Origin of the sequence: Pseudoalteromonas sp. HF66 (genome assembly GCF_011806445.1) — a bacterium.
Taxonomy (GTDB): Bacteria; Pseudomonadota; Gammaproteobacteria; order Enterobacterales; family Alteromonadaceae; genus Pseudoalteromonas; species Pseudoalteromonas apostichopi.
In genome coordinates, this window is sequence record NZ_JAATOU010000001.1 from 286,652 (window position 1) to 311,908 (window position 25,257).

Consider the following 25,257-nt stretch of genomic DNA (forward strand, 5'->3'; position numbering starts at 1 on the left):
CTTTAAATCGCGTAGTTGGCAGACCATTTATCAAGTACAGATTGATAAGGCTTAATAAAGTGTTGCTCAGTAAATTTACCTTGTGCAATCGCCAATTGGCTGCGCTCTTTACGGTCGTAAACAATTTGCGTGATAGAGTGATCGGCGTTTCTTAAATTTGGTTGATAGCAGCTACCCGCCACGGCATTGGCGTTATAAATTTCTGGACGGTAGATTTTCTGGAATGTTTCCATGGTGCTAATCGTGCTGATCAACTCTAAGTTGGTGTAATCGTTCAGCAAGTCACCAAAGAAATAAAACGCCAGCGGAGCAACTGTGTTTGGTGGCATAAAATAGCGCACCTGCAAGCCCATTTTTTTAAAGTATTGCTCGGTTAATGACGACTCATTTGGTTGGTACTCAGCACCTAAAATTGGGTGTTGGTTTTCTGTACGATGGTACGTTTTGTTATCAGATACGCTTAAACAAATAACCGGTGGTTTTTTAAAGTTCTGCTTGTAAGTCTCTGAGTCAATAAAGTATTTAAAGAGTTTACCGTGTAAGTCACCAAAGTTTTCGGGAATGCTAAATTCGCTTTTCTCTTTGTTATGATCTAGCAGCAGTACGCTAAAATCATAATCACGCACGTAAGATGAGAAGTTATTACCAACAATACCTTCGATGCGTTCATTAGTTTGGTGATCAATGATATTAGTTTTCAATACTTCAATTGAAGGGAATGCCTCTGTGCTTTGTGCAATTTCTAAATCAACAGAGATGATCTCAAGTTCAACTGAGTAGCGGTTGCCTTGGGGGTTATCCCAGTTTGCTAGCGCATTAAAGCGGCTATCAATCATTTTTAATGCATTACGTAAATTTTGTTTGCGACTTTCACCGCGAGCTAGGTTTGCAAAGTTTGTTGTAAGCCGAGTGCTGTTTGACGGATGATAATTTTCGTCGAGGCAAATGCTTTTAATTGTAAATCTGAAATCGTTGTTCATGGCAATGTATCCAAAAGTCCTGAGATAAATGATTGCTGCTCACCTTCCTTAAATCGCTAGGTCATTAACCTTAGGTTGCTCTGCAGCGCTAATAAATTTATACGTGGTCATCACCATGAAGAAAAACGTTTTTATTTCAGGTAAAACATGAGGCAGATTCATAAATATTTGCTGTTTTAGTAAAACATTTAGGAAGGGATAGTGAAAAAATACTTTAAAGTCACTTTGGACGTCTAGATTTCTAAATTGATTTGTTAGAGTTGCAGTAATTTCATATAAAACGTGAGTAATATTCACTACTTAACCCTACTTTTGAGAGCAACCTCGTACTTTATTGTTGATATACTCGTCTCCCTAAACCAACAACACAGACAAATACAATGAATGAATTAATCGTGCTTATTATCGCTTGCGCCATACTTGGTAGCGGGGTGGGCTTTTTAGCTGGGCTATTAGGAATAGGTGGAGGCCTGGTAATTGTGCCTATTTTAAGCATGATCTTGCTGCACTTTCGGGTGTTACCTGCAGAGCAAGTGGTGCTGGTGGCGATTGCTACATCGCTCGCCTCAATTCTTTTTACTTCAACGTCATCAGCTATCGCTCACCATAAAAATGGCAATGTGCCTTGGCAATTGGCTCCGTGGGTGATGACTGGGGTTGCACTAGGCGCCCTTATCAGTGGCTTTTTGGCTTCGCTATTACCCGCAAATGTGGTGCGAATAGTGTTTGCTGTGAGTGTGGTGCTTATTGCATTAAAAATGATTTTCAGCAGTAAAAACGACAGCCAAACAACACGCTCGCTACCTAATAAAAGCCTTTTAACACTTTATACAACCATCACAGGGGGGCTTTCTGCCATGATTGGCATTGGCGGTGGTGCGGTACTTGTGCCGTTACTTACGTTTTTCTCGGTCGATATGAAAAAAGCCATTGGCTGTGCTTCGGTGTGCGGTATTGTCATTGCGTTATTTGGCTCAGTGGGTTACATCAGTTCAGGTAGTCAGTACTTTGCGCTAGAAGAAGGCTTTGCTGGTTTTGTTTATTTGCCTGCCTTGTTTGGGATTGTTTGTACTTCGTGGTTTACCGCGCCATTAGGTGCAAAAGCAACGCATCATTTACCTGTCTCTACCATCAAGAAAATCTTTGCAGGGCTGCTGGTTATTATGGCTGTGAATATGCTAGCTAAATAGTGTTAACGTATTAATTCGACAAGACGAAAGTCGTTTGTTAATGTCAGTTAAGCAGTTTTTAGGCTGCTTAACTGCCTTTTTTCGAAAGCTGTAGGCGCTATTTAAGGACTCTTTTTTAAGGAATATGCTATGGATCGTCGGTGCTCTCAAACAAGTAAAAAAACGCTAAGCTCTTTATTTGTTGCTCTATCACTAATGGCTTTGCCAGTGACTGCTGAGCCAACAAAACCTCTCGAGACTCACCATGCTTTAATGGGGCAAATTCTCAGTGCAAACCAACCCCCCCCCCTTACTGGTTTTGCACTTCATGTGATTGTTGATGATGGACATGCTTTTTCAACGGCAAAGCAAAGTAAAGAAAATGCGCCGCAAGTTATTAACCCAAATAGTTTATTTAGAATTGCCAGTGTGACCAAAACCTTCACTGCAGCAACGGTGCTTCGTTTGCATGAAGAAGGTAAATTAAACCTTGATACAACGATCGATAAATTAATTTCTGACGACTTTTTTACGCTTCTTGAAAGCGATGGCTATGCCCTAGATAAAATGACGCTAAAACAAGTACTGAGTCATACGGCAGGGTTATACGATCATGCCCAAAGCGAGCAGTATTTAGCTGGCATTATGGCAAATCCACAGCAAGATATTTCGATGCGCGAGCAAATTAAAAGGTGTGTAGAGTGGGGTGACCCAATTGGTAAACCTGGTCAGCGTTTCTCATATTCAGATACCGGTTATGTGTTACTCGGCCATATTATTGAAAGAGTGACAGATTTACCGCTACCTGAAGCGGTTCGACAATACTTAAGTTTCGATAAAAATCATATCGAAAATGTGATCTGGGAACAGGGTGATACGGTTGCTGTGGATGAGTCTCGACGCGTGCATCAATACTTGCATGGCACCGACACCTTTAATTGGAGCCCTACAGTCGACTTATATGGTGGCGGTGGGCTTGTTGCCAGCCCAATCGGTATGGCTAAATTTTATCATGCTTTATTTTCAGGTAAGGTCTTCAAACACCCAGAAACACTTGAACTCATGCTATCGGATAAAGGTTTGCCTGCAGATAGCCCTTATCGTTTAGGTGTATTTGCAAAAGAATATAACGGCACCTTGGTTTATCAACATGGTGGCTTTTGGGGCACTTTGGTGATGTTTGAACCAACATCGCAGGTAGTGATAGCAGGCGCGGTTACTCAGCAAAAAGACTACGGCCAGCTTGAAAAAGTGATGAGTGACTATCTCATCCTACAGACAAAATAGTCTTATAAAGCTAGTTAATGCCTCAGCTGTGTTCGTTTGTGGGCGGGAGAAACACCCGTCCAGCTACTGTAAGCGCGAACAAACGAATTAGATTCGCTAAAACCGAGTAAAAAAGCGATTCGATTATTGGTCGCTCAGTTTGCAGCAAATAGTGCTGTGCAAGATCCATTCTAACTTGTTGTAACACCGTTGAAAACTTTGCTTTTCAGCTGTTAGTTTTCGTTGTAGTGAACGTTTGCTTAGTGCTAGGTCTGAGGCAATATGCTCAATGCTAATTTGCTCTTGCGATAAGGTTTTAAACATAACCCTCGACACCTTATCAGTAAGGCTTTGTTCGCTGATAACATCTTGCTGCTTACGTTTAAAATCACTCTCAGATCGCGCCATCATTCTTGCCAAGCGCGCCAAACTAAGAGCCTAATTTAATCTCGTGGCTTAGATTTGTATTGGTTGCGGGATAGCCATCTCATAGAGCCTAATAGAAATAGAGCAAAAGCAGCCAAGCCACTGAATAACCATGTAATACGCCCACTTAAATTAAGAAAACTGCCATCATGTATAGGATGAAGCCAATTTAAAACTGTGTTGCTGTTGCCTTGCTCTTGGTAAGCAAACACTTTTAAAACTTCACCACTATTGGCGTCTATATAAACATAGCTATGTGGAAAGCGTTGCGATGGGTCTTCTTTTGTTTGCACTCTAATTCGATAATAAAACGGGTTACCCTTCATTGCGGGTGTTTCTATCCATGCTCCTCGAGAATTAGGTAAAACCTCAAGCGCTAAATTCAATGCTGCATTGGGTTGAATAGGGGGGTTATCTGCCAGAACACCATAGTGGTTTACAGGAGTTTCCACAGTATCTATTGGCCCTGTTATTTTTGTTAAAATTGCAGCTGACTCTTTAGGGAGTGCTAGCATAATCCCTGTCACTGTTAAAATGACTAATGGCGCTAAAAAAGTTAACCCTATTAATTTGTGCCAATCGTAAAGCATCCCAATACGAGATGAACGCTTTTTAAACTTAAGTTGTTTTTGCCACTGTCCCTGCTTAGGCCACCATGCAAATAAGCCACTAACTAACAAATATAAAATAGCTAACCCCACGTAACCTAAAAGCCAAGTTCCAGTTTGACCTAGTAGTAAAGTGAAATGCAGGTTATAGAGCCAGGTCATTAAATATTGACCCCAATAATCGCGGCGTAGAATTAAATTGCCATCACTTGAAAGCCATACCATCATCGGAGCAAATTCGAGATGTTCTGTTTCAGGAGGATTGTAATACCGAGCAGGAATTAACTTTGCCTGTGGGGTAACTTCAAAGCGCCAACTACCTTGTTTATCAGGATATTGTTTGCGTAGGGTATCCAGTGCGTTATTAAAGTTAGCAGAAGCGTTGTTTTGCAACTTAGTCGAAGAGATGTTTAAGCCTTGATCAAGTTCATCGTAAAATACTAATAACGAACCTGATAGTGCGATAATACAAAACAATAAGCCAAGGCTCAGGCCAAGCCATTTATGAATACGGCGGTGTAATTTTCGCCAGTTTAGCATTGCAGACCTCTTTAATTACTGGCTTTATTCAACACGCCAATGAATATTATTTCATAAATTGGTTGAGCTGAGCAATGCGGCAAAATGTCACAGTTGATCATAAAAAGATCAGATAAGGTTTGCTTTAACAATATAACAAAATTATTATATAAATAAATTGTTATGGAGTGGTCATGGAAGTTCTCTTTTTATGTACAGAAAACTCAGCACGGTCAATTATGGCCGAAGCATTACTCAAACATCACGGAAAAGGTGAGTTTGAGGTGTTTAGTGCTGGCACAGAACCATTTGCGGTAGACCCTCGCACTCTTGCTGCGATTGATCATTTTGGCCTTAAAATAGATGGCTTACACTCAAAGCACTTAAACGATGTGACTAACATGCATTTTGATTATGTAATTACATTGTGCGATCAAGCGGCGAAAGAATGTGCCAATCGAGTAAATGGTAGCCAATGTCTTGCATGGGATTTTGTCGACCCTAAAACGCGCCCAGAACCACACGCATTTGAAAAAACTTTGCAAGAGCTCAATGAGCGAATCAAACAGTTCGTTCAATCCCATGGCAAAGAAAAAATCACATCAATTTCGCCAACTTTATTTTATAAAGCGCTTGCTGATGATATTCGCCTAAAAAGTTTATTACTTATTGCGGTTGAGCAAGAAGTTTGTGTATGCGAACTCATGACCGCACTTAACGAGCATAGTCAGCCAAAGGTCTCAAGGCATTTAGCGCAACTTAAAAAACAGGGCATTTTGTCGGATAGAAAACACCAACAGTGGGTGTTTTACTCTTTAAACCCGACACTGCCTTTGTGGATGAAACAAATAATTACCTCGACAGTTGTAAACGAGCCGAATTTCATTGAAAACGAGCTAGCAAGGCTAAATGCGATGGGTGATGATCGCCCAACTCGTGTTGCTCGTTGCTGTAATTAAGGACTGAAAATGGGTGTTTTTGAACGATATTTATCTGTATGGGTTGCTAGCGCAATTGCTATAGGTGTGGGGCTTGGCGTTGTATTTCCGCCTTTATTTGAACTCATAGCCAAAATAGAAATCGCGCATGTAAACATAGTTGTTGCGCTATTTATTTGGGTAATGATTTATCCAATGATGGTGCAAGTTGACTTTTCAACGATTAAAGAAGTAGGTAAAAACCCTAAAGGGCTGATTCTCACTTTAATCATTAATTGGCTAATCAAACCCTTTTCAATGGCCGCATTAGGTTGGTTATTTTTTGAAGGGTTATTTGCTGATTTCGTTAGCCCTGAAACGGCGCAAGAATATATCGCAGGGATGATTTTACTCGGTGTCGCACCTTGTACGGCTATGGTGTTTGTATGGTCACAGCTGACTAAAGGCGATGCAAATTACACACTAGTTCAAGTGTCTGTGAACGACATCATCATGATTTTTGCGTTTGCGCCCATCGCAGGTTTATTACTTGGGGTGTCTGATATTCATGTGCCTTGGTTCACATTGATGATCTCGGTTGTTTTGTATGTGTTGTTGCCACTAATAGCTGGTGTATTAACACGAAAAGCTCTCAATAATTCAGCACAAAATGAAGCTGCTGTGCAGTCATTTTTAGAGAAAATTAAACCGTACTCAGTTGTTGGCTTATTGGCCACAGTGGTCTTGCTGTTTGGGTTTCAGGCAAACACCATATTAGCCCAACCGCTGAACATTGTACTGATTGCCATCCCGCTTGTTTTGCAAACTTACGGTATTTTTGTGATCGGCTATTTTATCGCTCTAAAACTTAAGCTTAAGCACAATATTGCAGGTCCAGCATGTTTAATTGGTACTTCTAACTTTTTTGAGTTAGCTGTCGCAGTGGCTATTTCATTATTTGGTTTGCACTCGGGAGCAGCATTAGCAACCGTTGTTGGGGTGTTGGTCGAAGTACCTGTGATGTTGTCGTTGGTTGCAATCGTTAATAAAACAACACATTGGTTTAAAGAGTAATTGGGGAATCATAATGCACTCACATCCATTTGATACTTTACAGCTAGAAACTGGGGCATTTATTTTTACCCCTTGCCCTGGCACAAAAGGCGTTGGCTTATCACAGTCTGTGGCTGATTTAAAAGCGGCAGGTGCAAAAGCAATTATTACTCTGATGTACGATGAAGAGCTTATTAAAAATGGTGCACAAAAGCTTGCAAGCGAATGTGAGAAAATGGGGCTTTGCTGGTTTCAGTTACCAATTGTTGATGATGACGCTCCTAAGGAGGCGTTTAATCACGCATTTACCAAGCACCTAGACGAGATTCTTGCCATTATAAAAAATGGTGGCAGCGTGGCTGTGCATTGTAAAGGCGGCTCAGGCCGTACAGGTTTAGTTATTGGTTTATTAATGCATGAGCTTGGCTATGCTAAAAACGACATAATTAATCAAGTGCAGGCTATTCGCCCCAAATCGTTGCATAACCCTATACAACGTTCATTTTTCGACAATTTTCAAAAAGTAGGAGCTTAACAATGGCAATTAAAGTAGGCATTAATGGTTTTGGCCGCATGGGTCGTTTATCGCTAAGAGCAGCGTTTGCATGGGACGACGTTGAGTTTGTGCAAATTAATGACCCTGCGGGAGATGCAGCGACATTGGCTCACTTACTAAAATATGATTCGGTACACGGTATTTGGCCGCATGAGGTTGAAAGTAACGATAATGCGGTGATCATTGATAGCCACAAAATTAACGTTACGCAAAATAGAGCGATTGCAGATACTGATTGGTCTGGTTGCGATATCGTAATTGAAGCCTCTGGCGTGATGAAAAAAACCGAGTTGCTGCAAGCCTACCTTGAACAAGGTGTGAAGAAAGTTGTTGTCACTGCGCCTGTAAAAGAAGACGGTGTGCTGAACGTTGTGATGGGTGTAAACGATGATTTATACGATGTAGAGCAACACAATATTGTTACTGCCGCATCATGCACTACCAACTGTTTAGCGCCAGTAGTTAAAGTATTGCAAGAAAAAATTGGTATCAAACATGGTTCAATGACCACTATTCACGATATCACCAATACGCAAACTATCTTAGATGCACCGCATAAAGATTTACGCCGTGCTCGCGCATGTGGCATGAGCTTAATCCCAACTACAACTGGCTCTGCAACGGCGATTACACATATTTTCCCTGAACTTAAAGGCAAATTAAACGGCCATGCGGTTCGTGTGCCTTTAGCGAATGCATCAATCACTGACTGTGTGTTTGAAGTCGAGAAGCCGACCACGGCTGAGCAAATTAACCAATGGATGCAAGAAGCCGCAGAGGGTGAGCTAAAAGGCATTTTAGGCTATGAAGAAAAGCCACTTGTTTCTATTGATTACAAAACTGATCCACGCTCAAGCATTGTGGATGCATTATCAACCATGGTTGTGAACGAGACACAAGTTAAACTGTATGTTTGGTACGATAACGAATGGGGTTATGCAAACCGTACCGCCGAACTTGCCCGTAAAGTTGCGTTATCACTGAAAGGTTAAAATGAATGACGCGTTTGGCTAACCTTCCCGCTGATATAAAGCAGTACTTAATTGTCACTGGGAATTACTGGGCATTTACGCTTACAGATGGCGCATTGAGAATGTTGGTGGTACTGCATTTTCATGCGCTTGGCTACTCGCCTTTGAGTATTGCCATGCTGTTTTTGTTTTATGAGATTTTTGGTGTTGTTACTAACTTAGTAGGTGGCTATTTAGGCGCAAGGCTTGGCTTAAACAAAACCATGAACATTGGCCTTGCCATACAGGTTGCAGCCTTGTTCATGTTGGCAGTCCCCCCTGAATGGCTAAGTGTAGCCTATGTGATGCTGGCGCAAGCGCTGTCGGGCATTGCAAAAGATCTCAATAAAATGAGTGCTAAAAGCTCAATTAAAATGCTGGTTGCCAGTGGCCAAGAAGGCACCTTGTTTAAATGGGTAGCGATACTTACGGGCTCTAAAAATGCCTTAAAAGGTGTGGGCTTCTTTTTGGGTGGCTTACTACTGACATTGATGTCGTTTAAAGGCGCAATGCTCGCGATGGCTGCCACTTTGCTGGTGGTGTGGTGTTTTAGTCTTTATGCACTTAAAAATGATTTAGGTAAAGCCAAAAACAAGCCTAAGTTTAACGAGATATTTTCAAAAAGCGACTCAATCAATATTTTGTCGGCAGCAAGGTTGTTCTTGTTCGGTGCGCGTGATGTTTGGTTTGTTGTTGCACTACCCGTGTTTTTATCACAGGCCTTTGGCTGGGACCATTGGACTGTGGGGGCTTTTATAGCTGCGTGGATCATTGGTTATGGAATTGTGCAATCTTTTGCTCCTAAAATCATTAAGCTTAATAAGCAAACATCACCGAGTGCAGAAACAATAAAGTGGGCATCATTGCTTGCTTTAGTCACATTAGCCATTGCCCTTGCTATTGGCTTTGAGTGGGCTGTAAAACCAATGCTGATAGGCGGGCTGATGTTATTTGGCGTGTTATTCGCAATTAACTCATCTTTGCACAGCTACTTAATTGTTAGCATGGCTGATGCCGATGGCGTATCACTTGATGTCGGGTTTTACTATATGGCCAATGCCATGGGTCGCTTAATTGGTACTGTGTTGTCGGGCTTAGTGTTTCAGCTTTATGGCTTAGCAGCCTGTTTGGCTATCTCACTGTTATTTATTGTTATTACCGCCCTTATTTCGACTAAATTACCAAAACAAATTTAGTTAAACCCAAGGTAAGCAAGAAAGCTTGCTTACCTTGGGTTACTTATCTTTATTAGAGCCAGCGATTAGTTAATTTCTAAGCCTTAATGAGATTGTCAAAAATTAGATGCTGAAAATAAAAACCCCTTTATCTAACAAAATTTCGCTTTAATCTTTGTTTTCTTGTAGTTTACTTGGAAACAAGAGTTGTAAGTAGGTTGTTATGTTTGAGTACGTTGCTGTTAAGCGAGGAAAAAAGCCATTTTTAATAGTGGCTCCATTATTGGTGTTAGGTGTGCTTGTATATAAATATTCTTTTCAAACAGCCGCTCCAATAACAACTAGCTCAGAACAAATAAATGCACATAGTACAAAAGCTCAATATCAGGTTGAGGAGCAAGTAAGCGTACCTGCCACGAGTTTGTTAGCTGATGAATCTGTTGAGCAAGGGAGTGAAGTTAATGACAGCCGTGAACTTATTATCAAAAATGCACCGAAATGGCGTTTTGATGGTGTGTTAATTGACCATTTTACAGAGCTAAAGCAACGCGCTGAGCAAGGTGATGTGGAGGCTAACTACCTCATCGCACAAAATCTTAAGTATTGTTTTAATGCGCCTTTAGATGAACAGGCCCTTGAAGCAACATTAGCCGAAAGCTATGAGTTTAGCGATGCTGGTGATACGCAAAACCGTGCTTTAGAAAAATATGAGTATTGCCAAGGGGTAGATTTAGCAACGCGGCGGTCTTTTTACCGTTATTTGGTAATGGCAGCAGAAAAGGGCTCTGCCTTTGCGCAGCAAACGTTTGCTGCGCTAACTCCCGAATTTTACATGAAGTCGCAATTTCCTGAGAAGTTGTCACGTGCCGAGTTCATCAAAAATCGCGATAGTTTTAAAGAGCGTAAAACCGTATTTTTAGAGCAAGCAGCGAAGCAGGGCAGTGAACAAGCGTTGATGAGTTTAGCGAGCATGTATTACAGCGAACAAGTTGGTGAGCATAGCGCAGCAAAAGCCTACGCTATAAATCGACTCATTATGGAAATCACGCAAAATAACGATGTGTATAATCGTTATGCGTGGTTTGAGCAAAGACAATACCCGACACTTTCAGATGAAGAGCTGAGTATTGCGAACAACTTATATGATCAATGGCTTTTGCAAATAAAGCAAAATGGTACGCTATACCCAAAGAATTAATAACCCAAAGCAAGGATGGCAATTATGATTGAACCAAACTATGCAAGTTACACACTTGATGAGCTGATAGATTGCAAAACAAACATAGACGCACAAGTATGGCCCGAGCGGCTAAAAGACATTGAGAATGCGTTAAATGTTTATGCCAGCCAATCTGCTGAGCACGAAAAGCAGTACAAACAAGCGGTGTTTAATGCTTATTGTGAGACGTTACGCCACGATCTAACCATCAGTATCGATGATAATATTCTTTGGTTTTTAAGACCGTTTTCAAAGCAAGCTAAAGAGATTACACCTAGCACCTTTGCTGGCGAAGTTTGCCCTCTTTGCGCGGGAGATCTTAGTGCAACCACCTGGGCTGCTGGTTGGGAGTTGAGCTGCGAACATTGTGAAGTAACAGGGATTGTTGTTGAAAAGTTTGGCTATTAATAAAATTAGCTTATTGAGATTGCTGCGTAATTATTCGCAGCAATATATAACAATTTTGATGATGCTATCAGGCTTTTTTTACAAACTTAGCGGTTACCATCATTTCACCTACGCCATCAACTTTACAGTCTAACTCGTGGTCTTTTTTATCTAACACGCGGCGGATAACGGCTTTGGTACCAATTTTAATCACTTGTGAGCTGCCTTTAATTTTTAAATCTTTCGCAACGGTCACTTTGTCGCCATCAGCTAATAAAGTGCCATTAGCATCTTTTACATTGATCACATCATCAGTATCAACCGCATTAGGATCCCACTCATGAGCGCATTCTGGGCATACTAAATTGTTTTGATCTTCATACACGTATTCAGAGTTACATTGTGGGCAAGGTGGAAAAGACATAAATGGCACCATGGTTGATTTTAAAAGGGTATTTTAATGGCTGAGAGCAAACTATGCGAGTACAAGGCATATATTTTATGGCTCAGACGTTTCGAGTGTTTTGGTAATAGAGAATATTCCTCTTAAATCACCAAGCCGATAGCCTGTGGCTAAATCATTTGGGTAATGCTCGCTAAGCGCTTGCTTTACTTCTGGCGCAATTGTTTGGCCATGACAATTGAGGCAAACTGGCGCGATTTTTATCGCTTTAGCAAAGCGAAATTGACCATCTTTATTGGTTGAAAAAGCCACATTGTCGATGCTTTCAGTGTTTCTGATCATATCGAGTAGCTGGGCGATTTTTTCAGCTTCCCAGTCATCAGGTTGATTATTTTGATTACGGTTTTTAGTGCTTTTGCGCGCTACAGTCCAACCGTCAGTTGATAAGCTCTCGGCAATGGCTGGGGCTTGCATTTTACACACGTTAATTCCTTCAACTAATCCGCCTTGTTTGATTGCGGCTCCCAATGCTGATTTAAGCGTAGTGGCAAACTCAGCTGCTCGCTCAGCTGCTTGAGTTTCTAGGTTAGCTGATTTTGTTTCGGCGTAAAGAGTAGGCGATAGTAACGCGGTGAAGAGGATTAATGTTCTTAAAGCAAGCATAATAAAACCTTATATTAGATATATCTAATATAGTAGTTCGTTTTTACTTTACATGCCAATGTAACCTGCAAAAATAACTATTCTTAGCACAAAGCCTACTGGAGTGTTGCTGCTAAATTGGTTATGGTGAGAAAAATATTTTGAGAACAAAAAAATGAAAAAACTAATTTATATCGCCGCTCTGTTATTTTCAGCTCTCACATTTGCAGGTACCGCTCCATACAGTGGAGAGATAAGTCGTGATGACTTACTTAAAGACTACTCTGCATTTAGTGAAGAGTACGATGAATACACACCGAGCGAGGAAGAGTTAAGCACTATAAAAGCACTGCAGGGGAAGCAAGTTTTGGTGTTTTTAGGCACTTGGTGTCATGACTCAAAACGTGAAGTGCCACGTTTTCTTAAACTTCTTGATACAGCAAAGGTGCAACTAGGCTCACTTAAATTAGTGGCCGTTGGCTACGACAAGCTAGACCCTGCAGGGTTAGCAAAACAGTATGACTTAATGTATACACCAACCATTATTGTCCTTGATGGCGAAAAAGAGCTTACCCGTATGATCGAAAAGCCAAAACAAAGCTTGGCTTTGGATCTTACGCAACCGGGTCAAACGCTATAAAATCATCAATAGATAAGGGCATTGAAATTAAGTAACCTTGAATATAATCAATGCCTTTATCACTCACCAACTGCCATTGCTCTGAGCTTTCGACCCCTTCTGCGGTAATCGTTAAATCGAGTTGATGGGCTAAATCACTCATTGTTTGTAAAAATAAACCATCTTTCGGGTTATCTACGCAGTTACAGATAAAAGCCCGATCAATCTTAACGTTATCCAGCGGAAACTGCTGAATCGATGACAGTGATGAATAACCCGTTCCAAAGTCATCGAGAGATAAATTAAAACCCGCTAATTTAAGCTCATGCATTAGGTTTATCGCGTACTGGGTATTTTGAAATAGGGCTGATTCGGTGATCTCAAGGTTTATTTTTTGATTTGCAGGAAATAGTTTGGCTTTTTCTTTACTTAGTCGTTTAACTAAGTGCACGTCAGAAAACTGTTTACGCGACAGGTTTATCGACACTTTAATATGAATGTCGTTATTAACCATGCGATGGCAGTCTTTAGCAACTTTAGCAACAATCCAGCGAGACAATAAATTAATGAGCTCTGATTGCTCAGCAATGGCAATAAACTCCATAGGTGACACAAAGCCTCTAACAGGGTGATGCCAACGTACAAGCGCTTCACAGCCAATTAGTGTGCCATCTAAGGTGTTTACAATCGGTTGATACACCATGCTTAGCTGTTCGTTGGCCGCAAGGGCATGACGTAAATCACTTTCAAGGTTACTTTGTGCAATGAGCTTATCTTTGAGCGATTGGCTGTAGACTGTGAATGGCTTTTGCGTGCGGGGGCATTCATTCATCGCAATAAGTGCAGTATTTATTTGCTCAGCAGCATCGATGTTTTGTAAATGCGGATAGCCCACGCCAATGTATAAATGGTAAAAATGAGCGCTGCCAGCGGTTTCAATAATGCCTCCGACCTGATGCTGAAATTTATCTAATAGGGCAGCGAGCTTGTCGTCAAAAATGGCCTCTTTTAGCAATATTAAAAAACAGCCGGGTTTTATATGCGCGCAAAACGCTTGGAGCAAGTCAGAAAATGCAATCAGCCGGTTAGCAATGGTCGTTTGTAGTTCATTTAAGTAATCTTGACCGTAAATATCTTCTAATTGACGATAGCCTTTGATCTCGGCGCACAATAAAGTAAGGCCACTAGAGTAATGATTTTCTGGGCATATGCTTGCTATATACTTTTCACTGTAACGACGGTTAGCAAGTCCAGTGACAGGGTCAAAGTGTGCTTGCTGGTATAGTTCGTGCTGACGTTGTTTTTCTGCACTTATGTCTTCAATCGTACCAACTAAGGTGTTGGTTTTTGGGTTCCATTCAGCGTGTTCATGAAACCAGCGTTTTTCACCATTAAGTTTAATTGTGTACTCAATTTCGGTCGGACTGCTTGGCTTAGTATTAATAAAATTTAAAAATGTGTTTTTATAAAAGCTATCGATTTTTTTACAGACATTATCAATTGATTGTTCTTTGGTTTCTTCTTGAAATAATGCCACAGCTTGTGTTGATAACTGTCTAATGCTTTTATTAGGCGATAAGTGCCAACTACCCACACCACTAAGTGATTGAGCTTGTTTAAGCTCAAGCGCTTGCTCTGAGAGCTCTAAAGTTTGTTTTTGTACTAACTTTTCTAGGTTTTGTTCATGTTCTCGTAACCGGTAAGTAATGGTAATTAAATAGCTACTAACCGATGAAAATAGCAGAGCAATGAGTAATAACACTAAAAATTCAACATGCGTGCGATAAGCAAACTCGTCTTTAATGCCGACAACCCATTGTTGATTTTCAACATCGAGGTTGTAGGTTGTCCAATCGTTTTGTTGAAAAAGGTGATTATTTAAAAGAGGGGTGTAACTATCAGCTGTTTTTTGCCAAACTTCATACAAGTGAGGATGAGAAGTCGAGTCAGGTGGTAAATTTGCGATAAACTCTGGAAAGCGCAGCACCACGATTGCAAACCCCCAAAACTCATTTTGATCAAAAATTGGTAATCTTGCTACTAAGCCTTGGCCACCTTGAGCCAACTCTTTTGGCCCATCGATTTGCATTTTTTTAGTATTAATGGCTCTTTGTAATGAGTCTTGAATACTTTGTATTTTGAATAAATCGACACCAATTACACTCTCGTGACTATTAAGTGGATAGGTATATTGAATTACACCCTTTGGTGCTAGTTGGATGGTTTGACTGCCGTCACTATGAGTTAATATCTCTGTAGCTAGGGTTTCGAATTCAGTTTCAGTGTATGCAAAGTCACGCATTGCCGCACGAACAAGGTAGGGGCCGAGGAATGCGCTATTGAGTGCTTTTTCAAGGTTGCGACTGTAACTGTTAAGTGCTGTAATTTTCTCTATTTCATGCATTTCTTGTCTATCGTAAAACACTTTAAACGTGATAACCGAAAACAAACAGAAACTAAGAAAAAAAGAAGTAAATAACGGTGAAAAATATATAATATTGCGCAATAGTATCTCTATATGAAGTAGATATTTAAGTATTAAACTTACCTTTAAAAATACTAGTTTAGGGTTATCTGGTTGTCTAGCTAAGTGTTAGGAATTAAAGATGAATTTTTAGCATGTTAGAAAAATAATTGTACCTAAATACAATAGATTGCAAACAATATTAAGATAAATGCTATGTACCAAGCCGTTATTAAAGCTATAGATGTAGCGAATGCTGCAGATCCAAATCGTGTTACACAAGACGAACAAGCGCTAGCAAAAGAGTCACTCTATGCGATGCGTATGACAGATATGCTTAATCGTTTTAATCCTTTAGCTGATGAGTTAATGCACATTGCTGCTAGAGGGCAACATATTGAACGCTGGCGCTCTCCTCGCAGCGACTTCCCTATGGGTAAGCAAGGTTATTATCAATGGCGCACTGCTTTATATGACTTTCATGCAGAGCGTGTAACAGCCCTTATGAAAAAGGCGGGTTACTCACCGGAAGAATGCGAGCGTGTATACGCAGCAGTAGCGAAAAAGAATATAAAACGAAACCCAGATAGCCAACTGATTGAGGATATCGCAAGTCTCGTGTTTATAGAACATTACATGCTGGATTTTGCAAGTAGTAAGCCTGATTACGATGAGCAAAAATGGCTGGGTATTATTCGTAAAACCTGGCAAAAGATGTCAAACGAAGCACATGACTTTGTGTTAGCTGGTAACATCAGCTTACCTGAGCCGCTTAAGCCGTTAATAACAAAAGCGCTAAATTAATTGTAAAACAAGGATGTACTATGCTCTGCCCGCGTACTAAAACAGCCCTTGAAGCTGTGAGCATTGGCGATGTTAACGTGTATTTATCAAAAAGTGGTGGGATATTTTTTGATAACCGACAAATATTTCACTTTAGCGATCCGAGTTTAAAGCCAGCGCAAGTGCTGGTGGCTCATTTACAAACCTTGCCAATAGAACAGGTTGATTTAGAAAAGCGAATTAATTGCCCTAAATGCCCTGACGTGGTGATGATGCGACGCTTTTTCACGCCTTTAAAAGTGGTTGAAATAGACGAATGTCCAAACTGTGCGGCTATTTGGCTTGATCATGGCGAGCTTGAAAAGATCCATGAAAATCATTTAACCCCAAAAGAGCGTGAAATGCTGCGTATTGATATGGCCAATAATCAGGGTTTTATTCAAGTTAAAATTCCCAAAAGGCGTTACTCAGTACATGCTGAAAAGCCTGAGTCTAATGCAACGTCATCATTAGAAAAACTAGCAGAACTTGCGTATTTATCGATTTTGAATGACTGATAACTTATATAAAACACCTGAAGCTGAACTTATTCGCGGATCTGTCTATCTTTCTAAACCTCGCGATTTAAAAGTGTTTACAGAGTTGTGATTTATAGGCGATGACATAAACTTTAAACTAATTAAATAAATTGAACAGGTAACCTATGCTAATAACAATAATATTGGTTTCAGTGTGGGCGCTGTTAATGCTTTATGCTGCTAGTGCTGAATATAAATACTATCAATCGGTTAAATCTTTAGAGCCTGAACTGTGGCAACAACTGGGTGCACCGCGATTTTTAAAAGTACCTATGGTGTTTGTGTCTACAAAGGGTTTAGCACTTTTAAATTCCACAGAAAACGAAACAGTGCGAGCGAATGCAAGAAAACATCGCCAAGCTGGGATTTTATTTCTTTCCTATGTGGGGTTGGTGCTTGTATCGGCAATCGTATTTTTTAAACTAGCTTAATAAGAAGCCTGTACCAACTAAGATACAGGCTTTATTTGCATGTTAGGTGTTAAAGCTTAACTAGCATTTTTCCTTTATTTTTACCTTCGAACAGGCCAAGAAATGCATCAACGGCATTTTCAATGCCATGGTATACCGTTTCTTCAGATTTAATTTTACCTTCGCCGATCCACGCGCCCATTTGTTCAATAAACTCAGGGAACTGATCAAAGTAATCAATCACGATAAAGCCTTGCATGGTGAGCTTTTTCGAGTTGATATAAAACAGGTTGCTTGGCCCTGGCTGTGCGGTGTCATTGTTGTAACCTGAGATCATGCCACATACAGGAATACGGCCGTAATCGTTCATTACATTGAGTGCAGCTTCAAGGTGATCGCCACCTACGTTTTCAAAGTACACATCAATGCCTTGTGGTGCCGCTTGTTCAAGGGCTTCTGTTAGATTTGCTACCGTTTTATAGTTAATTACAGCATCAACACCCAACGCTTTAACCATGTGTGCTTTTTCGTCAGAACCAACCGAAGCAATCACTTTACAGCCTTTTAGCTTAGCAATTTGGCAAACAACGCTACCTACAGCGCCTGATGCAGCTGAAACAAACACGGTATCGGTTTCTTTAAGATTAATTACCTTTGTTAAACCTGCCCATGCAGTTAACCCAGTCATACCCATAATACTTAAAAATAGTTGGTCTGGTAGTGGCACGTTAGGTAGTAACGTTAAGTCGCTACCATCGCTAATGTGCATGGTACGCCAGCCACTAATATGACTTACTTTGCTTCCTACAGGAAAGTCGTTATTGCGTGATTCAATCACCTCGCCGATAGCACCGGCTTCCATCACTTCGTTTAAGTTAAATGGCGCGATATATGATTTACGATCGATCATGCGTGGGCGCATATAGGGGTCAACTGACATCCAGGTATTTTTAATTAATACTTCGCCGTCGTTTAAATTAGGAAGTGATACTTCGACCTGCGCAAAATTAGCTTGTGTTGGTACACCCGTTGGGCGTGAAACTAAATGAATTTGTTGACTTGTCGCCATATAAACCTCGAGCCTGCTAGATTGGGATTAATTAATATGTTACGCAAAATGTTTGTGCGCAAACTATTTGCGATCAATTTAATGATCTTTACAGTAAAAGGCAATAGATAGTAGGAAAATAATTTGCGCGCAAACTAAATTACGGCAATAATAGGGCTGTATTTCAGTTTAGGGTAATAGCATGAGCAATAACTTATCAGACAATGTGTGTTTCACTTTATACAGTGCAACAAATGCGTTGATCAGAGCGTTTCGGCCAATTCTCGAGGCTTATGACTTAACCTATCCGCAATATATTGTGATGCATTCGCTTTGGTATAATAACCAAGTGAGTTTAAAAGAGCTTTCTAATGATACGCACCTCGATTCAGGTACCCTAACACCGATAGTTAAACGCCTAGAAACGAAAGGTTTATTAACACGCCAGGTATCAAGTGAAGATGAGCGTAAAAAAGTAATCTCGTTAACTGAGCAGGGCATGCAACTTAAAGTTGATGCCGAAGAACTAACGGCTAAGTTAATGGCGCGCTCAAACATGAGCTTAGAGCGCATAGAATTACTACGTGAATTAACCCTTGAACTTCACACTGACCTTACCAAAGACTAATCTTCTAATAAACACACTAAGGTGCCCTCAATAGCGCGAACATACGCATAATGCTGGGCATCTTTTTTAGTTGGTGGGCACAATGGTTCAGCACCAGCAAGCACGGCTTTATCATAACTTTCGACTAAATTATGGCAGCTGAATCTTAGCTCAAAACCAAGGGCGGGTTGCTTAGGATGGGCGCGAATATACCCTTGCTTGAAATATGATTGCGCATGCGGGTGGGTCGCAAAAGCAAGTTTAACAGACCCTGTGACAAGTTCACCGTATTCGGCATCGTCACTGATATGGTTGGTATTTAAACCAAATGCTTGATAGTAAAAGTCGAGTACTTCTTCTACGTTATCGACGTAAATAACCTGACTTAAAAATACCATTTATGCTGCTCTATTTATTGTTCGTTTATTAAATAAAGCATAGTTTTAGCAATAAAAAAACCTTGAAAGTCATACTCACAAGGTTTTTTTAATACTTAAAGCTTAGCTGTAGTAGCTACGACTTGTTGCGGTTTTCTTTCGCAAATGCACGAATCTTACGTTTTTGCGATAAGGTCACTTTGTTGGTACGGCCCGCGTATGGGTTGTCGCCTTCTCTAAATTCAATTTTGATTGGCGTGCCCATAATACCTAATGCTTTACGGTAATAGTTCATTAGGTAGCGTTTGTAACTATCTGGTAAGTCATGAACTTGGTTACCGTGGATCACGATACGTGGTGGGTTATAGCCACCTGCGTGTGCATATTTAAGTTTCACACGACGACCGCGAACAAGTGGCGGTTGGTGATCGGCTTGTGCCATATCCATGATACGACGCAGCATCGCTGTGCTAATACGCTTAGTTGCTGACTCGTACGCTTCATCTACTGACTCAAATAAGTGACCTACACCTGTGCCATGTAAAGCAGAGATAAAGTGTAAACGTGCGAAATCGATAAAACCTAAACGGCGGTCAAGCTCTGACTTAATACGTTCTTTAACGTAATCATCAAGGCCATCCCATTTGTTAACAGCAACAACCAATGAACGTCCTGCGTTTAAGGCGAAACCTAATAAGCTTAAGTCTTGATCAGAAATACCTTCGCGAGCATCAACCACTAGTAATACAACGTTAGCGTCTTCAATTGCTTTAAGGGTTTTGATCACAGAGAACTTTTCTACAACATCGCTTACTTTCTTTCGCTTACGAACACCCGCGGTATCAATAAGAATGTATTCTTTGTCATTACGTGTCATCGGTATATAGATAGAGTCACGAGTTGTACCCGGCATATCGTAAACGATTACACGTTCTTCACCTAAGATACGGTTGGTAAGTGTTGACTTACCAACGTTAGGGCGGCCGATAATTGCAAGTTTTACTGGCTTGTCGGCAAAGGCTTGTTGATTGTCTTCAGCGTCTTCATCTTCGCTGTAAAGATCAACCAATTCGTCATCACTTTCTTCAAGCTCTTCAGCTTCGCCTGCAAGTTCCGCAATAACTGGCTGTAAGGTCGTTTCGAGTAGTTGCGTGATACCACGGCCGTGAGCCGCAGCAATGTGATGCACGTCACCTAAGCTTAGCTGGTAGAACTCAGCACAGTATGAGTCAGCATCAATACCATCCACTTTGTTTGCCACAACAAAACATTTCTTCTGTTGTTTACGTAGGTGATTAGCAATTGCTTGGTCTGCGGCAGTCATACCTGCACGGGCATCAACTAGAAATAGCACGATATCCGCTTCTTCAATTGCCAGAAGCGATTGTTCAGCCATTTCGGTTTCGATACCTTGCTCAGAACCGTCAATACCACCCGTGTCTACCACGATAAATTCATAGCCATCGTAATCAGCTTGGCCATATTTTCTATCTCGTGTTAAGCCAGGGAAGTCGGCTACGAGGGCGTCACGAGTACGTGTTAAACGGTTAAATAATGTGGATTTGCCCACATTGGGTCGCCCAACAAGAGCGATCACGGGAAGCATAAACTACCTCTTAAAAAAACAACAAAAGGCTTCGCCAAGCGAAGCCTTAGAAAAATAACGTTTACTATTAGTAAGTTAGTTTGGAATTTTAACCGCGCTAACTTCACCATCTCGGGTGTATAAAATCAATTTGTCACCGGCAACAACTGGCTCAATGAAGAAACCTGAGCTGTCAAAATCTTCGCGCGATACAAGCTCGCCCGTTTCTTTGTCTAACCAGTGAAGGTTACCTTCTTGGTCACCCAATGCTAAATACTTACCAGCCACGGTAGGGCCTGTTAAGTACCAGCCGCGTAGAGCTGGTTGGCTCCAACGCTCAATGCCTGATGTTTTATCTAGGCCGTAAATAACGCCATCGCTATCAACAACATAAATAGATTGACCATCCATAGATAAGTCACGGTAGCTGCTGTATTCACGTTTCCAAACAACATTACCAGAACGAATATCTACGGCCGCTAAATTACCATTATAGGCGATTGCATAAGCATATGGGCCGCTAATCAATGCTTGTGTATCTACATCAACTAAACGTTCAAACTCAGACGCACCTTTTGGAGAAGCAATTTCAGCACTCCAAGCAGAGTAACCATTTTCAGAAATTAATACGCTTAGTTTACCAGTTTCAAGACCTAGTAATACACCACCATTTGCTACTGTAGGCGAGCTTTGACCACGTAAAGTTAGTGGTGGTACTTCTTGTTCAAAGCTCCAGCGCTCTTCACCGGTATCTGGATGTACAGCTAATAATTTACCTGAGCCTAAGTTTACAAAAATTAGGCCGTCGCCGGCAGCAGGTTTTGCAAGTACTTCGCCAGGCATTGTTTTACGCCAAACTACTTCACCTGTTTCACGGTCAAGCGCGGTTAAATAGCCATGCTCAGAACCAACAAAAATTTTGCCGTAAGCTTGTAAAATACCACCCGATAACTTGGCACTTTCTGTGGTTTCCCAAGGCCAGAAGGCAGGGTTTTCACGCACATCGGTTTCCCAGAGCGTATCGCCATTTTCAAGCGATAGGGCTTCAACTTCACCTTCGCGGTTTGCTACATACACAACATCGTTATGAATAGCCGGCGTTAAGCGCGAGAAATAATGCTGAACACCATCACCAATTGATTCTTGCCAAACCACTTCTGTCTCAAATTGATTAACAATTTCAGGCAGTACCAGCTCATCTTCGTCATCACTTGACGAACACCCAGTAAGGGTTGCGATACACAGAGCAAGTGTTGCCGCTGTTAACTTCTTCATCTTAACCCCTTACGCCGCTGGGCTAGTTTGTGCTAAGTCATCAAGTTTAATTTGTAATAACGGATTGTTTTCAAGGCCGCCATTATCAGCAGCAGCTTGGTATTGGCTACGTGCTTGGTCTTTGTCGCCCTGTGCAGCATAAACATCGCCTTTTAGTTCAGCAACTGCAGCAGAAAATGATGCTGGAAGCTGTGCATTTAGCGTTGTTAGTGCTTGATCATATTGCTTTTGAGCAAGGTGAACACGAGCAAGGCGAGTTGTAGCCGTTGCTTTTAGTTCAGGGTTTTGCTCGTTGGTGATGATCCAGTTAAGCTTTTCGCTTGCAGCATCAAGGTCATTTTTATCAACCGCTTCTTTCGCCGCTACAAATGCTGTTAGCGTGCTGTAGCTTGACTCGCTGTTGTTTTTAATAAACGTATCCGCTTTTTCTAGCACGGTACCGCTCTCAACAAGTTGTGTGAAAGAGTCAGATGCTTTCTCAGCTGTGGTGATTTGGTTTTGGTTATAAGCTTTCCAACCATATAAACCACCTAAACCTGCAACAATACCAATTGCAAGTGCTAAACCATTTTCACGGAAAAAGCGTTTGATCGCTTCTTCTTGTTGTTCTTCTGTTGAATAAATTTCCATGCTTACCTCTGTTGCTAGCTGAGCTTAAATAAGTTCAGCTAGTAGCGTTTTCGCTTCTTCTAGTTTTAAGGTGACTTGTTCTTTACGCTCACGTAAATACTTAATAGTCACAACGCCTTGTTCTAATTCATCTTCGCCGATAATAACAGCTACGAGAGCATCGCTTTTATCTGCGCGTTTTAATTGTTTTTTAAAGTTGCCGCCGCCTGCGTGAACCATTACACGTAAACCTGCAACATCTTTACGTAATTGAGCGGCAATAATTGGCGCTTGAATACTGGCTTTATCGCCCATGGCTGCCAAATATACATCAGCACTACGGCGGATGTCACCTACACATTCGAGTGCTTGAAGTAATAACACTAAACGTTCAAGGCCCATTGCAAAACCAACCGCAGGTGTTGCTTTACCGCCTAGTTGTTCAACTAGACCATCGTATCGACCACCGGCACAAACGGTTCCTTGGGCGCCAAGGCTATCGGTTACCCACTCAAAAACGGTACGGTTGTAATAGTCAAGACCACGTACAAGCTTTTCATTTACCGTGTATTCGACGCCCGCAGCGTCTAAACGTTCACATAAATTTTCAAAATGTTCTTTTGATTCAGCATCTAAGTGTTCAGATAATTTTGGTGCATCAGTTAAAATGGCTTGTACATCAGGGTTTTTGCTATCTAAAACACGTAAAGGGTTTGAATGCATACGACGCTTAGAGTCCTCGTCGAGTACATCAACATGTTGCTCTAAGTAAGCAACAAGCGCATCTCGGTAATCAGCACGGGCTTCATTTGAGCCCAGAGAGTTAAGTTCAAGACGAACGTGTTCGCTGATACCAAACTCTTTCCATAATTGGGCTGTCAGCAAAATTACTTCTGCATCAATATCAGCAGTGGCAATGCCGAATGTTTCTAAGCCAAATTGGTGGAATTGACGGTAACGGCCTTTTTGCGGGCGCTCGTGACGGAACATTGGACCCATATACCATAAACGTTGTTCTTGGTTATACAGTAAACCGTTTTGATTACCAGCACGAACACATACCGCAGTACCTTCAGGGCGAAGCGTTAAGTTATCGCCATTTCGGTCTGCAAAGGTGTACATTTCTTTTTCTACAATATCAGTTACTTCACCGATAGAGCGTTTGAAAAGGTCGGTAGATTCAACAATTGGAAAACGAATTTCTTGATAACCAAACGATGAAACTGTTTCACGTAAAATGTCTTCTACTTTCTGCCAAATTTGCGTATCGCCTGGCAGACAATCGTTCATACCACGAACTGCCTGAATTTGTTTTGCCACTGATAAATCCTAAATACTGTACTTGCGTTGAAAAAACACGCATCAAGAAAAACTAAAAATTGACCCGCTATTATAACGTCTAAGCGGTAAAGGTAAACGGCAAACCCGAGGGTTTACCGACTATAATTCGAATTATTCAACGATTTTGATGTCGATTGGCGTTTCTTTCTCTTTCTTAGCGATAAAGTCACGTACATAGCCTTCGAGTTGTTCGACTATATTATCGTTATCAATACGTGCTTTTTGACGTTCACCGTTGATATATAAGCCAGAGCGGCGATTTGCACCAGCAAGGCCGATATCGCTGACAAGAGCTTCGCCAGGGCCATTTACTACACACCCAATAACAGACACTGACATAGGTTCAACCACGTCTTCTAGGCGCTCTTCTAATTGGTTCATGGTGCTAACGACATCGAACTCTTGGCGTGAGCAACTGGGACATGCAATAAAGTTAATACCGCGTGAGCGAATGCGTAATGATTTTAAAATATCAAAGCCGACTTTAATCTCTTGTACTGGGTCAGCAGCAAGTGACACACGTAACGTATCACCAATGCCTTCGGCAAGTAGCATACCTAAGCCAACAGCTGATTTGACAGAACCTGAGCGCATACCACCTGCTTCGGTAATACCTAAATGCAGTGGCTGGTCGATTTCTTTCGCAAGTAATCGATATGCACCTACTGCTAAAAATACATCTGACGCTTTAACAGATACTTTAAATTGATCAAAGTCTAAACGTTGTAAGATCTCAACGTGGCGCATAGCTGATTCAAGGAGTGCCTCAGGTGTTGGCTCACCATATTTTTCCTGTAAATCTCGCTCTAATGAACCACCATTAACACCAATACGAATAGGAATGTTGTGCTCTCTTGCTGAGTCTACAACGGCACGAATACGTTCTTCGCTACCAATATTACCCGGGTTAATGCGTAAGCAATCAGCCCCGTATTGAGCTACTTTTAACGCAATACGGTAGTCAAAGTGAATATCAGTTACCAGCGGAATAGTGACTTGTTCTTTAATGCTTTTAAATGCTTCAGCTGCTTCCATAGTCGGCACTGAAACACGCACAATGTCAGCACCAGCATCTTGAATAGCTTGAATTTGTGCAACTGTAGCATCTATGTCTAAAGTATTAGTGTTCGTCATCGATTGAACGGCAATGGGGGCACCATCACCAATTGGCACATTACCTACGTTAATACGGGTCGATTTTCTTCGTTTAATAGGAGATTCTGAAAACATT

General features: G+C 41.2%; 27 protein-coding genes. 14 read left to right on the plus strand and 13 right to left on the minus strand.

The genetic code is table 11. The features are described from left to right. Positions 1-2 precede the first annotated feature (2 nt). A complete protein-coding gene (locus HCZ11_RS01185; RefSeq protein WP_167657393.1) occupies positions 3-980 on the minus strand; it encodes a DUF1852 domain-containing protein in 978 nt (325 codons plus the stop codon). 380 nt (positions 981-1,360) lie between these two features. On the opposite strand from HCZ11_RS01185, the gene HCZ11_RS01190 reads away from it, so the two are divergent. Continuing rightward, the gene (locus tag HCZ11_RS01190; protein ID WP_167657394.1) at positions 1,361-2,170 is read left to right on the plus strand and encodes a sulfite exporter TauE/SafE family protein; all 810 of its coding nucleotides are present in this window, start codon (positions 1,361-1,363) and stop codon (positions 2,168-2,170) included. A 129-nt stretch (positions 2,171-2,299) separates the two neighbouring features. Beyond that, positions 2,300-3,436: a serine hydrolase gene (locus tag HCZ11_RS01195; RefSeq protein ID WP_167657395.1), complete on the plus strand. Its 1,137-nt coding sequence runs from the start codon at positions 2,300-2,302 to the stop codon at positions 3,434-3,436. Between the two features lie 123 nt (positions 3,437-3,559). On the opposite strand, the gene HCZ11_RS01200 is transcribed toward HCZ11_RS01195, so the two are convergent. Beyond that, positions 3,560-3,823, minus strand: coding sequence for a hypothetical protein (locus HCZ11_RS01200; protein WP_167657396.1), 264 nt, complete (start codon positions 3,821-3,823; stop codon positions 3,560-3,562). Between the two features lie 35 nt (positions 3,824-3,858). After that, positions 3,859-4,989 carry a PepSY domain-containing protein gene (locus HCZ11_RS01205; protein ID WP_167657397.1) on the minus strand — a complete coding sequence of 377 codons (1,131 nt, stop codon included), beginning with the start codon at positions 4,987-4,989 and terminating at the stop codon, positions 3,859-3,861. A 173-nt stretch (positions 4,990-5,162) separates the two neighbouring features. Between HCZ11_RS01205 and HCZ11_RS01210 the strand changes: the two genes are divergently transcribed. The 7 genes from HCZ11_RS01210 to HCZ11_RS01240 all read left to right on the plus strand — a co-directional run bounded on the left by HCZ11_RS01210 (position 5,163) and on the right by HCZ11_RS01240 (position 11,306). Next, positions 5,163-5,927, plus strand: a complete 765-nt coding sequence (locus HCZ11_RS01210; protein WP_167657398.1) for a metalloregulator ArsR/SmtB family transcription factor — start codon at positions 5,163-5,165, stop codon at positions 5,925-5,927. Between the two features lie 9 nt (positions 5,928-5,936). Next, the gene (arsB, locus tag HCZ11_RS01215) at positions 5,937-6,959 is read left to right on the plus strand and encodes an ACR3 family arsenite efflux transporter (RefSeq protein ID WP_130052901.1); all 1,023 of its coding nucleotides are present in this window, start codon (positions 5,937-5,939) and stop codon (positions 6,957-6,959) included. 13 nt (positions 6,960-6,972) lie between these two features. After that, the gene (locus HCZ11_RS01220) at positions 6,973-7,473 is read left to right on the plus strand and encodes a dual specificity protein phosphatase family protein (protein ID WP_167657399.1); all 501 of its coding nucleotides are present in this window, start codon (positions 6,973-6,975) and stop codon (positions 7,471-7,473) included. Positions 7,474-7,475: 2 nt separating this feature from the next. Beyond that, complete coding sequence (locus HCZ11_RS01225) at positions 7,476-8,486, plus strand: ArsJ-associated glyceraldehyde-3-phosphate dehydrogenase (protein WP_167657400.1); 1,011 nt, start codon at positions 7,476-7,478, stop codon at positions 8,484-8,486. Positions 8,487-8,491: 5 nt separating this feature from the next. Then, on the plus strand, positions 8,492-9,700 hold the full coding sequence (gene arsJ, locus HCZ11_RS01230) for an organoarsenical effux MFS transporter ArsJ (protein ID WP_167657401.1): 1,209 nt from the start codon (positions 8,492-8,494) through the stop codon (positions 9,698-9,700). Positions 9,701-9,902: 202 nt separating this feature from the next. Beyond that, on the plus strand, positions 9,903-10,877 hold the full coding sequence (locus tag HCZ11_RS01235) for a hypothetical protein (RefSeq protein ID WP_167657402.1): 975 nt from the start codon (positions 9,903-9,905) through the stop codon (positions 10,875-10,877). 24 nt (positions 10,878-10,901) lie between these two features. Further along, entirely contained in the window at positions 10,902-11,306 is a 405-nt protein-coding gene (locus HCZ11_RS01240) for a hypothetical protein (protein WP_167657403.1), read from the plus strand. A gap of 67 nt (positions 11,307-11,373) precedes the next feature. On the opposite strand, the gene HCZ11_RS01245 is transcribed toward HCZ11_RS01240, so the two are convergent. Continuing rightward, positions 11,374-11,709, minus strand: coding sequence for a zinc ribbon domain-containing protein YjdM (locus HCZ11_RS01245; protein ID WP_054553514.1), 336 nt, complete (start codon positions 11,707-11,709; stop codon positions 11,374-11,376). Positions 11,710-11,784: 75 nt separating this feature from the next. After that, complete coding sequence (locus tag HCZ11_RS01250) at positions 11,785-12,351, minus strand: DUF3365 domain-containing protein (protein WP_130052894.1); 567 nt, start codon at positions 12,349-12,351, stop codon at positions 11,785-11,787. Positions 12,352-12,505: 154 nt separating this feature from the next. Between HCZ11_RS01250 and HCZ11_RS01255 the strand changes: the two genes are divergently transcribed. Further along, positions 12,506-12,970, plus strand: coding sequence for a thioredoxin (locus tag HCZ11_RS01255; RefSeq protein ID WP_130052893.1), 465 nt, complete (start codon positions 12,506-12,508; stop codon positions 12,968-12,970). On the opposite strand, the gene HCZ11_RS01260 is transcribed toward HCZ11_RS01255, so the two are convergent. Further along, complete coding sequence (locus HCZ11_RS01260; protein ID WP_217702823.1) at positions 12,945-15,374, minus strand: EAL domain-containing protein; 2,430 nt, start codon at positions 15,372-15,374, stop codon at positions 12,945-12,947. The two genes, HCZ11_RS01255 and HCZ11_RS01260, sit on opposite strands and share 26 nt — an antisense overlap. Positions 15,375-15,629: 255 nt before the next feature. Here HCZ11_RS01260 and HCZ11_RS01265 point away from each other — a divergent pair, with 255 nt between their 5' ends. The 3 genes from HCZ11_RS01265 (at position 15,630) to HCZ11_RS01275 (ending at position 17,205) form a co-directional block, all read left to right on the plus strand. Beyond that, complete coding sequence (locus HCZ11_RS01265) at positions 15,630-16,217, plus strand: DUF4202 domain-containing protein (protein WP_167657405.1); 588 nt, start codon at positions 15,630-15,632, stop codon at positions 16,215-16,217. 20 nt (positions 16,218-16,237) lie between these two features. Next, positions 16,238-16,753, plus strand: coding sequence for a zf-TFIIB domain-containing protein (locus tag HCZ11_RS01270; RefSeq protein WP_167657406.1), 516 nt, complete (start codon positions 16,238-16,240; stop codon positions 16,751-16,753). A 146-nt stretch (positions 16,754-16,899) separates the two neighbouring features. Next, positions 16,900-17,205 (plus strand): hypothetical protein, encoded by a 306-nt coding sequence (locus HCZ11_RS01275; RefSeq protein ID WP_167657407.1) that lies wholly within the window; start codon positions 16,900-16,902, stop codon positions 17,203-17,205. A 49-nt stretch (positions 17,206-17,254) separates the two neighbouring features. Here HCZ11_RS01275 and HCZ11_RS01280 read toward each other — a convergent pair whose 3' ends face one another. Beyond that, on the minus strand, positions 17,255-18,253 hold the full coding sequence (locus HCZ11_RS01280; protein WP_167657408.1) for an NADP-dependent oxidoreductase: 999 nt from the start codon (positions 18,251-18,253) through the stop codon (positions 17,255-17,257). Between the two features lie 181 nt (positions 18,254-18,434). On the opposite strand from HCZ11_RS01280, the gene HCZ11_RS01285 reads away from it, so the two are divergent. Further along, a complete protein-coding gene (locus HCZ11_RS01285; RefSeq protein WP_130052887.1) occupies positions 18,435-18,860 on the plus strand; it encodes a MarR family winged helix-turn-helix transcriptional regulator in 426 nt (141 codons plus the stop codon). Here HCZ11_RS01285 and HCZ11_RS01290 read toward each other — a convergent pair. The 6 genes from HCZ11_RS01290 to ispG all read right to left on the minus strand — a co-directional run bounded on the left by HCZ11_RS01290 (position 18,857) and on the right by ispG (position 25,256). After that, entirely contained in the window at positions 18,857-19,237 is a 381-nt protein-coding gene (locus tag HCZ11_RS01290) for a VOC family protein (RefSeq protein WP_055022061.1), read from the minus strand. The two genes, HCZ11_RS01285 and HCZ11_RS01290, sit on opposite strands and share 4 nt — an antisense overlap. 115 nt (positions 19,238-19,352) lie before the next feature. Then, a complete protein-coding gene (der, locus tag HCZ11_RS01295; RefSeq protein ID WP_167657409.1) occupies positions 19,353-20,822 on the minus strand; it encodes a ribosome biogenesis GTPase Der in 1,470 nt (489 codons plus the stop codon). Positions 20,823-20,897: 75 nt separating this feature from the next. Continuing rightward, the gene (gene bamB / locus HCZ11_RS01300) at positions 20,898-22,076 is read right to left on the minus strand and encodes an outer membrane protein assembly factor BamB (protein WP_167657410.1); all 1,179 of its coding nucleotides are present in this window, start codon (positions 22,074-22,076) and stop codon (positions 20,898-20,900) included. 9 nt (positions 22,077-22,085) lie between these two features. Then, positions 22,086-22,706 (minus strand): tetratricopeptide repeat protein, encoded by a 621-nt coding sequence (locus HCZ11_RS01305; RefSeq protein ID WP_130052884.1) that lies wholly within the window; start codon positions 22,704-22,706, stop codon positions 22,086-22,088. Between the two features lie 24 nt (positions 22,707-22,730). Then, positions 22,731-24,005, minus strand: coding sequence for a histidine--tRNA ligase (hisS, locus tag HCZ11_RS01310; protein WP_130052883.1), 1,275 nt, complete (start codon positions 24,003-24,005; stop codon positions 22,731-22,733). 132 nt (positions 24,006-24,137) lie between these two features. After that, complete coding sequence (gene ispG / locus HCZ11_RS01315) at positions 24,138-25,256, minus strand: flavodoxin-dependent (E)-4-hydroxy-3-methylbut-2-enyl-diphosphate synthase (RefSeq protein WP_167657411.1); 1,119 nt, start codon at positions 25,254-25,256, stop codon at positions 24,138-24,140. Position 25,257 lies beyond the last annotated feature (1 nt).

Coding starts and splice junctions, on each gene's coding strand:
- HCZ11_RS01185 (WP_167657393.1), bottom strand. CDS start 980: ATGAACAACGATTTCAGATTTACAATTAAAAGCATTTGCCTCGACGAA.
- HCZ11_RS01190 (WP_167657394.1), top strand. CDS start 1,361: ATGAATGAATTAATCGTGCTTATTATCGCTTGCGCCATACTTGGTAGC.
- HCZ11_RS01195 (WP_167657395.1), top strand. CDS start 2,300: ATGGATCGTCGGTGCTCTCAAACAAGTAAAAAAACGCTAAGCTCTTTA.
- HCZ11_RS01200 (WP_167657396.1), bottom strand. CDS start 3,823: ATGGCGCGATCTGAGAGTGATTTTAAACGTAAGCAGCAAGATGTTATC.
- HCZ11_RS01205 (WP_167657397.1), bottom strand. CDS start 4,989: ATGCTAAACTGGCGAAAATTACACCGCCGTATTCATAAATGGCTTGGC.
- HCZ11_RS01210 (WP_167657398.1), top strand. CDS start 5,163: ATGGAAGTTCTCTTTTTATGTACAGAAAACTCAGCACGGTCAATTATG.
- arsB (WP_130052901.1), top strand. CDS start 5,937: ATGGGTGTTTTTGAACGATATTTATCTGTATGGGTTGCTAGCGCAATT.
- HCZ11_RS01220 (WP_167657399.1), top strand. CDS start 6,973: ATGCACTCACATCCATTTGATACTTTACAGCTAGAAACTGGGGCATTT.
- HCZ11_RS01225 (WP_167657400.1), top strand. CDS start 7,476: ATGGCAATTAAAGTAGGCATTAATGGTTTTGGCCGCATGGGTCGTTTA.
- arsJ (WP_167657401.1), top strand. CDS start 8,492: ATGACGCGTTTGGCTAACCTTCCCGCTGATATAAAGCAGTACTTAATT.
- HCZ11_RS01235 (WP_167657402.1), top strand. CDS start 9,903: ATGTTTGAGTACGTTGCTGTTAAGCGAGGAAAAAAGCCATTTTTAATA.
- HCZ11_RS01240 (WP_167657403.1), top strand. CDS start 10,902: ATGATTGAACCAAACTATGCAAGTTACACACTTGATGAGCTGATAGAT.
- HCZ11_RS01245 (WP_054553514.1), bottom strand. CDS start 11,709: ATGTCTTTTCCACCTTGCCCACAATGTAACTCTGAATACGTGTATGAA.
- HCZ11_RS01250 (WP_130052894.1), bottom strand. CDS start 12,351: ATGCTTGCTTTAAGAACATTAATCCTCTTCACCGCGTTACTATCGCCT.
- HCZ11_RS01255 (WP_130052893.1), top strand. CDS start 12,506: ATGAAAAAACTAATTTATATCGCCGCTCTGTTATTTTCAGCTCTCACA.
- HCZ11_RS01265 (WP_167657405.1), top strand. CDS start 15,630: ATGTACCAAGCCGTTATTAAAGCTATAGATGTAGCGAATGCTGCAGAT.
- HCZ11_RS01270 (WP_167657406.1), top strand. CDS start 16,238: ATGCTCTGCCCGCGTACTAAAACAGCCCTTGAAGCTGTGAGCATTGGC.
- HCZ11_RS01275 (WP_167657407.1), top strand. CDS start 16,900: ATGCTAATAACAATAATATTGGTTTCAGTGTGGGCGCTGTTAATGCTT.
- HCZ11_RS01280 (WP_167657408.1), bottom strand. CDS start 18,253: ATGGCGACAAGTCAACAAATTCATTTAGTTTCACGCCCAACGGGTGTA.
- HCZ11_RS01285 (WP_130052887.1), top strand. CDS start 18,435: ATGAGCAATAACTTATCAGACAATGTGTGTTTCACTTTATACAGTGCA.
- HCZ11_RS01290 (WP_055022061.1), bottom strand. CDS start 19,237: ATGGTATTTTTAAGTCAGGTTATTTACGTCGATAACGTAGAAGAAGTA.
- der (WP_167657409.1), bottom strand. CDS start 20,822: ATGCTTCCCGTGATCGCTCTTGTTGGGCGACCCAATGTGGGCAAATCC.
- bamB (WP_167657410.1), bottom strand. CDS start 22,076: ATGAAGAAGTTAACAGCGGCAACACTTGCTCTGTGTATCGCAACCCTT.
- HCZ11_RS01305 (WP_130052884.1), bottom strand. CDS start 22,706: ATGGAAATTTATTCAACAGAAGAACAACAAGAAGAAGCGATCAAACGC.
- ispG (WP_167657411.1), bottom strand. CDS start 25,256: ATGTTTTCAGAATCTCCTATTAAACGAAGAAAATCGACCCGTATTAAC.